This window comes from Methylobacterium sp. D54C (assembly GCF_053345595.1).
This window is the reverse complement of the sequence record NZ_JBKFAK010000122.1, coordinates 1-419: the sequence shown is the minus strand read 5'-3', so window position 1 is coordinate 419 and position 419 is coordinate 1. Positions and strand designations below refer to the sequence as shown.

Below are 419 nucleotides of genomic sequence, written 5' to 3'. Positions count from 1 at the left end.
CGATCGTCTCGCTCGGCTGCAGATCCCCCCTTTTAGCGGCTCCAGCCGCCTTCTGATGCGCACGCATATTGGTGCCATCGAGGAACACCATGCCCAGCCGAACGCCGCGCTCCTGCACGAGAGCAAGTAGACGCTCCCACACCCCGCCGCGCGACCACCGGATGAAGATCTGTGCGGCCCGCCACCACGGCCCGAGGTCTTGCGGGATTGCGCGCCACTTGGCGCCGTTCTGATGGCGCCACAGGATTGCTGAGAGCGTGCGCCGCAGGTCTTGCGGCGGCGTCTTCGCCTTCGGCCGACAAGCCTCGACCAGTGGCTCCAGAACAGCCCATTGCGCGTCGCTCAGCATCGTCCCTCCTCAGAGCGGAGACACAAAACGCGTGCTGCGCCAGATGGTTCAGGCGACGACAGGCCCTAGC

At 66.1% G+C, this 419-nt stretch carries 1 pseudogene; it reads right to left on the bottom strand.

The features are described from left to right. Positions 1–349: pseudogene (locus ACLBYB_RS32795) on the bottom strand (transposase); the annotation flags it as partial. Between the last annotated feature and the right edge of the window lie 70 nt (positions 350–419).